Source organism: Stenotrophomonas pavanii (assembly GCF_900101175.1).
GTDB classification, from domain to species: Bacteria; Pseudomonadota; Gammaproteobacteria; order Xanthomonadales; family Xanthomonadaceae; genus Stenotrophomonas; species Stenotrophomonas pavanii.
In genome coordinates, this window is record NZ_FNFQ01000006.1 from 277,748 (window position 1) to 286,193 (window position 8,446).

The 8,446-nt window shown below is 66.1% G+C and carries 10 protein-coding genes; 6 read left to right on the plus strand and 4 right to left on the minus strand.

Translation table 11 applies throughout. The features are described 5' to 3' along the window. Positions 1–24: 24 nt before the first annotated feature. Positions 25–894 carry a hypothetical protein gene (locus BLS66_RS12590; protein ID WP_074725979.1) on the plus strand — a complete coding sequence of 290 codons (870 nt, stop codon included), beginning with the start codon at positions 25–27 and terminating at the stop codon, positions 892–894. Between the two features lie 113 nt (positions 895–1,007). Then, entirely contained in the window at positions 1,008–1,967 is a 960-nt protein-coding gene (locus BLS66_RS12595) for an acetyl-CoA carboxylase carboxyltransferase subunit alpha (RefSeq protein WP_049464383.1), read from the plus strand. A gap of 139 nt (positions 1,968–2,106) precedes the next feature. On the opposite strand, the gene BLS66_RS12600 is transcribed toward BLS66_RS12595, so the two are convergent. Next, on the minus strand, positions 2,107–2,562 hold the full coding sequence (locus BLS66_RS12600) for a CopD family protein (RefSeq protein WP_049464381.1): 456 nt from the start codon (positions 2,560–2,562) through the stop codon (positions 2,107–2,109). Between the two features lie 148 nt (positions 2,563–2,710). Here BLS66_RS12600 and BLS66_RS12605 point away from each other — a divergent pair, with 148 nt between their 5' ends. Then, entirely contained in the window at positions 2,711–3,301 is a 591-nt protein-coding gene (locus BLS66_RS12605) for a class I SAM-dependent DNA methyltransferase (RefSeq protein ID WP_057493532.1), read from the plus strand. Positions 3,302–3,394: 93 nt separating this feature from the next. Then, positions 3,395–4,702: a polyhydroxyalkanoate depolymerase gene (locus tag BLS66_RS12610; protein ID WP_049464378.1), complete on the plus strand. Its 1,308-nt coding sequence runs from the start codon at positions 3,395–3,397 to the stop codon at positions 4,700–4,702. A 55-nt stretch (positions 4,703–4,757) separates the two neighbouring features. Here the strand turns inward: BLS66_RS12610 and BLS66_RS12615 are convergent, their stop codons facing one another. Next, positions 4,758–5,747: a sensor domain-containing protein gene (locus BLS66_RS12615; RefSeq protein WP_049464376.1), complete on the minus strand. Its 990-nt coding sequence runs from the start codon at positions 5,745–5,747 to the stop codon at positions 4,758–4,760. Continuing rightward, complete coding sequence (locus BLS66_RS12620; RefSeq protein WP_074725980.1) at positions 5,744–6,109, minus strand: PadR family transcriptional regulator; 366 nt, start codon at positions 6,107–6,109, stop codon at positions 5,744–5,746. The genes BLS66_RS12615 and BLS66_RS12620 overlap by 4 nt, the downstream gene beginning before the upstream one ends. Before the next feature lie 220 nt (positions 6,110–6,329). Here BLS66_RS12620 and BLS66_RS20575 point away from each other — a divergent pair, with 220 nt between their 5' ends. Beyond that, a complete protein-coding gene (locus BLS66_RS20575) occupies positions 6,330–6,803 on the plus strand; it encodes a hypothetical protein (RefSeq protein ID WP_074725981.1) in 474 nt (157 codons plus the stop codon). A 130-nt stretch (positions 6,804–6,933) separates the two neighbouring features. After that, complete coding sequence (locus tag BLS66_RS12630; protein ID WP_074725982.1) at positions 6,934–7,851, plus strand: peptidylprolyl isomerase; 918 nt, start codon at positions 6,934–6,936, stop codon at positions 7,849–7,851. Positions 7,852–8,138: 287 nt separating this feature from the next. Here the strand turns inward: BLS66_RS12630 and BLS66_RS12635 are convergent. Then, a partial coding sequence (locus BLS66_RS12635; RefSeq protein WP_143025157.1) for a transposase occupies positions 8,139–8,446 on the minus strand: 308 nt, incomplete at its 5' end.

Consider the following 8,446-nt stretch of genomic DNA (forward strand, 5'->3'; position numbering starts at 1 on the left):
TCCATGTATCAAGGACGATTGCCGATGAAGACCCTGCTGTTCCCGTTCGCCGCCGCACTGGCCCTGACCGCCTGCTCCCCGTCGAAGATCGAGTTCCAGATCGACAACCCGACCGACACGCCGCTGGCGCTGAGCATCGACGGCCAGGACCTGCCGGTGGCCGCACACGGTTCGCGCCCGGTCTCGCTCGCTGTCGGCGAGCATCGCCTGCATACCGAAAAGCTCGGTGATGTGCGCTTCATCGTCTACGTCGACGGCCGTGGCGGCCTGATCAACCCGACCCTGAGCGAGTACGTGATCGCCCGCGAGGTCTATGTCACCGACGAGAGCAAGCTGAAGAACTTCGGCACCGGCAAGGCCGGCATCGAACTGGGCGGCGTCGACTTCGAAGGTCCCTTCGAGAAGCGCCACGACCTGTTCATCGACAAGACCTGGACCTACGGCGTGCGCGAGCCGTTCCCGAAGGAAAAGGTGGTGGCCCATGTCGATTCCAGCGGCGGCCAGATCGTGGCCAAGGTGTTCACCGCCCCGGACTTCATCACCTACGTCGAGGAAGGCATGGGCCAGCCCGGCGCGTTCAAGCGCGAACAGCCGGCCGGCTACGTCGCGCCGGCATTCAGCCTGGAGCCGGCCCCGGCCAGCCTGCCGGCCCTTGACCCCGCGTTCGAGGCGCATGCCGCGCCGCTGCGCGAGGTCTATGCGCGCTGGCTGAAGGCCACCACCGCCGATGAACAGAAGGCCCTGCGCAAGCAGGACTTCGACGCGCAGATGGCCTTCACCTCGGCCACCGCGACCCTCGGCGCCAACCTCGGCCGGGAGGCCAACGAGGCCTACAACGACTTCGTCTCCCAGCGCGGGCAGCTGATGGGCCGCAGCGCCCTGGTGGTGCCCTGAACTGACTGGCGCGCCCTGCCCGCCTGCGCTACCGTCGCCTTCCAGACGAAGGCGTACGGGTGGTTTGCACGCATTCGGCTAGAATTGCCCCCTTCTTTACACGACGGCTTCCGATGAATCCGAACTACCTCGACTTCGAGCAACCCATCGCCGACCTGGAAGCCAAGATCCAGGAGCTGCGCAACGCCAGCGCCGGGCCGGCGGTCAATGTCGAGGCGGAAGTGCATGCGCTGCAGGACAAGCTGCGCGTGCGCACCGCGCAGATCTTCCGCAACCTGACCTCGTGGCAGGTGCTGCAGCTGGCCCGCCACCCGTCGCGGCCATACACCGCCGACTACATCCGCATCATCTGCGACGAGTTCCAGGAGCTGGCCGGTGACCGCGCCTTCGCCGACGACAAGGCCATCATGGGCGGCCTGGCCCGCATCAATGGCCGCGCAGTGATGGTGATCGGCCACCAGAAGGGCCGCGACACCAAGGAAAAGATCAAGCGCAACTTCGGCATGCCCAAGCCGGAGGGTTACCGCAAGGCGCTGCGCCTGATGAAGATGGCCGAGCGCTTCGGCCTGCCGGTGCTGACCCTGATCGACACCGCGGGCGCCTGGCCGGGCATCGACGCCGAATCGCGCGGCCAATCCGAAGCAATCGCGCGCAACCTGATCGAGATGGCCGAGCTGAAGGTGCCGATCATCTGCACCGTGATCGGTGAAGGCGGCTCCGGCGGCGCACTGGCGTTGGGCGTGGGCGACCGCACCGTCATGCTGGAATATGCGGTGTACTCGACCATCACCCCGGAAGGCTGCGCCTCGATCCTGTGGAAGGACGCCGGCAAGGCCAAGGAGGCGGCCGAGCAGCTGGGCCTGACCGCGCCGCGCCTGAAGAGCCTGGGCCTGGTCGACAAGGTCGTGCGCGAGCCGACCGGTGGCGCCCACCGCAACCCGACCCAGATGGCCAAGCGCCTGAAGGCGGTGCTGCTGAACGAACTGGACGCACTGGACGCGCTGTCCACCGAACAGCTGCTGGAGCAGCGCTACACGCGCCTGCGCAGCTACGGCACGTACGAAGCAGCCTAAGCCCTGTAGGGCCGGCCGCTGGCCGGCAACACGAGGTGATTGCAGAAATGAAAGAGCCGGGCATTTGCCCGGCTCCTTCGTTTGCGCCCTGACAGCATCCACGCATGGCGTGGATCTACCGGGCGCAGGTGACCCCGCCTCAGAACGGCTTGGCCAGCACCAGCCACACGATGGGAATGAACGCCAGCAGCGGGATCTCGTTGATCCAGCGCAGCGCGCGCGACGACGGCAGCGCCCGGCCCTTGGCCACGCCCTTGAGCAGGCGACCGGTCCAGCCGAAATACACCAGCAGCAGCACCACCAGGCCCAGCTTGGCGTGCAGCCAACCGGCGCCGCCCGGAGCGACCATGGTCGGGAAATCGGGGATGACCTTGTAGCCCAGCCACAGCACCAGGCCGAGCAGGAACGCCAGCCCGAACATCGAGTGGCCGAAGCGGTACAGGCGCAGGCCCATCAGCTGCAGGCGCTCGGTCACCGCTGGCTGGCCCGCGGTTTCAGCCAGGTTGACCAGGATGCGCGGCAGGTAGAACACCGTGGCCATCCACGCCACCACGAACACGATGTGGAAGGTCTTGACCCAGTAGTAGCTCTGCATGCGCTCGCTCCGGCGGCTGGCGTAGGTTGGCGGCCATTCTCGCATGCCGTGGCGAAGCCGCCGCAGCCACGCATGCCGCGACACATCGACGCATGGCGCGTCGCAACACCGTACGATAGGCGCCGTTTTCCCGATCGCGCACCGCCCCATGGACAAGACCTACGACGCCGCCTACTTCCAACGCTGGTACCGCCGTGCCGACATCGGCGGCAGCGCCCGCCTGGCGCGCAAGGTCGCATTGGCCGTGGCCAGCGCCGAGTACTACCTGGAGCGGCCGATCCGCAGCGTGCTGGACATCGGCTGCGGTGAAGGCGCCTGGCGCGCGCCGCTGCTGAAGCTGCGTCCGAAGGTCGAATACCTCGGCTTCGACAGCAGCGAGTACGCTGTGCGCCGCTACGGCAGGACCCGCAACCTGCACCTGGCGCGCTTTGGCGATTTCGCCTGGCTGCGGCCCTGCGCCCCGGTCGACCTGCTGGTCTGCTCGGACGTGATGCACTACGTGCCCAACCGTGAACTGCGCGCCGGCCTGGCCGGCCTGGCCGAGCTGACCGGCGGGGTGGCCTTCCTGGAGACCTTCGCCGCCGAGGACGCGTTCGAAGGCGACCACGACGGCTTCCAGGCGCGCCCGGCGCGCTGGTACCGGCGTGAACTGACCCGCCAGGGCCTGCAGCCGGTAGGGTCGCACTGCTGGCTCGGCCCCGCCCTGGCAGGCGATGCCGCCGCGCTGGAACGGATGTGAATCCGGATTCATTATTTTCAGCCGACTTAACCTGCGGGACACCCGGATGGGATATGCTGCGCGGCAACATATGACCATACATATTCGGTCGTCATGCTCTATCAACTGCACGAACTGACCCGCAACCTGCTCGCCCCGTGGGTGCACCAGGCCCAGGCCAACGCCAAGTTCTTCGCCAACCCGGGCCATTGGTGGTCGCAGATGCCCGGTGCCGATCGCCTGGCGGCGGTCAATGAACTCTTCCATCGCATCGGCAAGGATTACGAGAAGCCCGAGTGGGGCATCAACGAAATCGAGGTCGAAGGCGAGCGCGTGCCGATCGTCGTGCACGAGGAAGTGAGCAAGCCGTTCTGCAAGCTGCTGCGCTTCAAGCGCCACAGCAATGAAGCCGACCAGCTGCACACCATGCTCAACCAGCCGTTCGTGCTGGTGGTGGCGCCGCTGTCGGGCCACCACGCCACGCTGCTTCGCGATACCGTGCGTACGCTGCTGCGCGACCACCGCGTGTACGTCACCGACTGGGTCGACGCGCGCATGGTGCCGTCCAGCGAAGGCGAGTTCGGGTTGGATGACTACATCGCCTACATCCAGGAGTTCATCCGCCACCTCGGCGTCGAACGCCTGCACGTGGTGAGCGTGTGCCAGCCGACCGTACCGGTGCTGGCTGCGGTTTCGCTGATGGCCAGCCGTGGCGAACCGACGCCGCGCACGCTGGTGATGATGGGTGGCCCGATCGATGCGCGCTGCAGCCCGACCGCAGTGAACAACCTGGCCACGCAGAACCCGCTGTCGTGGTTCGAGAACAACGTCATTCACACCGTGCCGGCCAGCTATCCGGGTGCCGGTCGTCGCGTGTACCCGGGCTTCCTGCAGCACGCCGGCTTCCTGTCGATGAACCCGAGCCGCCACTTCAGCTCGCACTGGGATTTCTACACCGACCTGGTCAAGGGCGACCTGGAAGACGCCGACGCGCACCGTCGCTTCTACGACGAGTACAACGCGGTGCTGGACATGCCGGCCAAGTACTACCTGGACACCATCCGCGTGGTGTTCCAGGACTTCCTGCTGCCGCGTGGCGAGTGGGTGGTGAACGGCGAGAAGGTCGATCCGTCGGCGATCCGTGATACCGCGCTGCTGAGCATCGAAGGCGAGCTGGACGACATCGCCGGCCTTGGCCAGACCGAGGCGGCGCAGGCGTTGTGCACCGGCATCGCGGCCGATCGCCGCGAGCATTTCATCGTCGAAGGTGCCGGCCACTACGGCATCTTCAGTGGCCGTCGCTGGCGCGAAGTGGTGTACCCGAAGGTGCGTGATTTCTTCGCCGCGCATGCCGAAGCACCGGCGGCGAAGGCTACGAAGAAGAAGAGCAACGTCACCCCGTTGCGCCGGAAAGCGGGTTGATTCCCGGCAGGGGTCGGAGCCCTTTCCAACGGAAAGGGATCCGACCCTTGGCCTGTTACAACCGCACCAGCAGGTTCTTGGCGATCAGCCCGTGCAGCTTGCCGATGCCACGGGCCATGTGCAGGGTCAGCACCAGCAGCAGCGCGCCGGCCGCGGCCAACGTGATCGCCACCAGCGGCGAGGCCGCCATCGGCAGTACATTCACGTCGTTGATGTACACGCCCGGGATGTCACCACTGAAGATCGCCGCGACCGGCGCCCAGATCAGGCTCAGCGACAGCGAGAGCAACGTCACCGCGATGGTGAAGTAGATGATGCCCAGCGGCAGCATCAGCACGAAGTACAGCAGGGTCAGCCAGGTGCGCCCGTCGGTGAACATGTCGCCGATGCGCTGCAGCCAGGTGCGGCTGCGGTCGGTGTAGCGCGGGCGGCGCGGCATGCGCTCGCCCAGCAACGCTTCCACCAGCCGACCTTCCAGCAGCGCCAGCCCGCGCACCGAGCCGAAGAACAGCACGGTCAGCGGAATGCCGACGATCAGGATCAGCAGGCCGAGCGACAGCGACAGGCCGGTCACCACCCAGGTGAAGAAGAAGATGCCCGTGGCCAGCGACAGCAGCATGTAGAACAGCGCGCCGTAGGTGTGCGGATCGGCCACCACGCCGAAGAAGCGCGCCAGCAGCGAACGCGGCACCGGTGCCGGCGGCGGTGCGGCCGGCTCGACGCCACTGGCTTCGGCCGCCGCACGCAGCACCGGCGCGGTGTCCGCACGCGGCGTGCGCAGCGCGCGATTGACCGTCACTTCGGTCTCGCGGTAGATCTCGGCCACTTCGTCCGGGGCGCCATAGCTGCCGGCCACGTCGGCGATGACCTCGGCTTCGCTGCGGCCGGGCTGCGCCGCCAGCTCCGAGCGCAGGTATTCCTCGGCGTCATACAGCGCGTCCTGCACCATCGCCGGGTCGGCGCCTTCCAGCGCCGCGCGCAGCTGCGCCAGGTACTGCGGGATGGTCGTGGGCAGGGCGCGGCCTGCCAGGCTCGGGTCGTTCATTGCGGTATCCCCTCCAACACGGAATCGACGGAATCGCGGGTGGCCTGCCAGGCCTGGCGCCACTGCGCCAGCACTTCGCGGCCACGTTCATTGATGCGGTAGTAGCGGCGCGGCGGACCACTGCTGGACGGCTCCACGTGGCTTTCCAGCAGGCCGGCGCCCTCCAGGTTGCGCAGCACCGGGTACAGCGCACTCTGCTTGCCGCTCAGCACGCCCTCGCCCACCCGCTCCAGCTCCTTGGCAATGAGGTAGCCGTACAGCGGCTCCCCGGCCCGGGCCAGCACCGCCAGCAGGGCCAGCGACACCGTTCCGGCGCTGAGCTCCTTCTGGAACTTCTTCAGGTGGACATCGTCCTCGGACATGACCGGCCCTCCACTACGTTGAAGTCCACAGTAGTGTGAAGTTCGGTATAGCGAATGTGTCGTTAGTCACTCTGCCGGTTGGCGAGGGTCGGGTGACCACTTGGCCGGCAGGGCATTGGCTTGCTTGTCTCTCTGCGAGTCGCGGCATACCGTCGCTTTTCCAACAGCGTAGCGGCTGATCCAGCTCCTGCGAGCACGACGATCCCGGGACTATCCACTTATGACTGAGTTTTATTATTGCGACTTCTGGTTTGGCGCAAAGAAGTCCGCCCGAAACATAATCAGTGAATCCGAGGCCGAAGCGAGACATGAGAGCCAGGCCCGCTACACGGTTCTCGTTGGCTCCCCCACCGCGCCATCAGCGATTATCGATGTGCTGTTGGACAAAGACATGATTGGCGTCGACTTTCTGGATGAACATCTAAGGGAGCGCCTGACGTATCAGTTCCAGCAGGTAGCACCGGGAAATCTGTTCCTGAGCATGGCGGTACATAGAACGTTCGATGAGAAGAGTGACAGCATTGCCGAAGGGACCAGCTACCTTTTCAATGAAGATGGTCGGCTTACGATAACCAGGGAGAATTTCTCGCCTCATCATCTGGAACAGTCTTCAACTACGCACGATCCGACAGGCAACTATGAACCTGTTCCTGTCTTCGGCCATTACTCCGGTCTAATTGCAGAAGAAAGATAGGCGTTGATGCCAGGCCGATTGGATCGGCCAAGAGGCGGCGCGCAAGCTGACGCGAATGCCCCGCATGTCACTTGGCGATACGGTATCTCGTCGCGCAGAATCGAAGCCTCGTTCATGTTCCGGGGTTCCCATGCCGCACCGCCGTTGCCTTGCCCTGACCGCCCTCGCCCTGACCGCCCTCGCCCTGTCCTGCCTGCTGCCCGCCCTCGCCAGCGCGGCCACGCCCTACCGCAGCCCGCAGCAGATCCTCGACGCCTCGGCGGCCAGCGACTGGCGCACCCCGGACCCGGCCAACCTGCTGTACATGGACCTGCCGGCCGGTCGGGTCATCATCGAGCTGGCACCGCAGTTCGCCCCGCGCCATGTCGCCAACATCCAGACCTTCGCCCACGAGCATTTCTGGGACGGCACCAGCATCTACCGTTCGCAGGACAACTTCGTGGTGCAGTTCGGCGATGCCGACGCCGATGACGCAGCCAAGGCCAAGCCGTTCGGCAGTGCCGCGCGCAAGCTGCCGGCCGAGTTCGAGCGCGCCAGCGCCGGCCTGAAGGTCAGCGTGCTGCCGGACCGTGATGGCTGGGCCGCGCAGACCGGTTTCGTCGACGGCTTCCCGGTCGGCCAGGACCCGCAGGCCGGCAAGGCCTGGCTGGCGCACTGCTACGGCATGCTGGGCGCGGGCCGCAGCAACGAAGAGGACAGCAGCATCGGCGCCGAACTGTACGTGGTGACCGGGCAGTCGCCGCGCCAGCTGGACCGCAACATCACCCTGGTCGGTCGCGTGCTGAAGGGCATGGAGCTGCTCAGCGCGACGCCGCGTGGGCCGGCGCCGATGGGCTTCTACACCGACCCGACGCTGCGTACGCCGATCGTATCGATCCGCCGCGCCAGCGACGTGCCGGCGGCCGAGCGCACGCCGATCCAGGTACTGCGTACCGATTCGAAGACCTTCGCCGATACGGTGGAGGCGCGGCGCAATCGCGTGGATGATTTCTACAAGCGTCCGGCCGGGCATATCGATCTGTGCAATATTCCGGTGCCGGTGAAGTAACGCCGTCGCGGGTTCTGCGCGCGGCGCGTGCTGAAGGTGCTTCTCGGTTCATGGGCGTTACTTTTCTTTGTACGCAAAGAAAAGTAACCAAAAGAAACGTTCCGCCAGCCGCGAGCCGATGCTGCGCATCGGTGCCCTGTGCTCCTCGGCCCGTCGAGGGACGGCGCGGGAACTCGCTGCGCTCAGACACCCGCGCCTCTTCGCCCTCGCCGGACCTGCGGTGCTCGGCTCGCTCAAGGCGGATCCAAGATCAAAGGCCACAGCTGCACCCAGTAGCAACTGTCTTGTCAGGGGCAGCCGAGGGCCACCTCGGCGTCCCGCTTACGGGCGTTTAGGATCACCAGCATTTTGCGCATGACCGCCACGAGCGCCACCTTGCTCGCTTTGCCCTTGGCCTTCAGACCAGCGTAAAACGCGCGCAGTCTTGGCTCGTACCGGATGGCCGTCAGGGCCGCCATGTAAAGGGCTTCGCGTACCACCGCGCGCCCACCACTGATCCGCCGTTGGCCCTGCCAGGTGCCACTTTCGCGGTTCATCGGGGCCAGCCCCACCAGCGACGCTATGGCTTTGCTTCCCAAGCTGCCCAGTTCGGGCA

Coding starts and splice junctions, on each gene's coding strand:
- BLS66_RS12590 (WP_074725979.1), top strand. CDS start 25: ATGAAGACCCTGCTGTTCCCGTTCGCCGCCGCACTGGCCCTGACCGCC.
- BLS66_RS12595 (WP_049464383.1), top strand. CDS start 1,008: ATGAATCCGAACTACCTCGACTTCGAGCAACCCATCGCCGACCTGGAA.
- BLS66_RS12600 (WP_049464381.1), bottom strand. CDS start 2,562: ATGCAGAGCTACTACTGGGTCAAGACCTTCCACATCGTGTTCGTGGTG.
- BLS66_RS12605 (WP_057493532.1), top strand. CDS start 2,711: ATGGACAAGACCTACGACGCCGCCTACTTCCAACGCTGGTACCGCCGT.
- BLS66_RS12610 (WP_049464378.1), top strand. CDS start 3,395: ATGCTCTATCAACTGCACGAACTGACCCGCAACCTGCTCGCCCCGTGG.
- BLS66_RS12615 (WP_049464376.1), bottom strand. CDS start 5,747: ATGAACGACCCGAGCCTGGCAGGCCGCGCCCTGCCCACGACCATCCCG.
- BLS66_RS12620 (WP_074725980.1), bottom strand. CDS start 6,109: ATGTCCGAGGACGATGTCCACCTGAAGAAGTTCCAGAAGGAGCTCAGC.
- BLS66_RS20575 (WP_074725981.1), top strand. CDS start 6,330: ATGACTGAGTTTTATTATTGCGACTTCTGGTTTGGCGCAAAGAAGTCC.
- BLS66_RS12630 (WP_074725982.1), top strand. CDS start 6,934: ATGCCGCACCGCCGTTGCCTTGCCCTGACCGCCCTCGCCCTGACCGCC.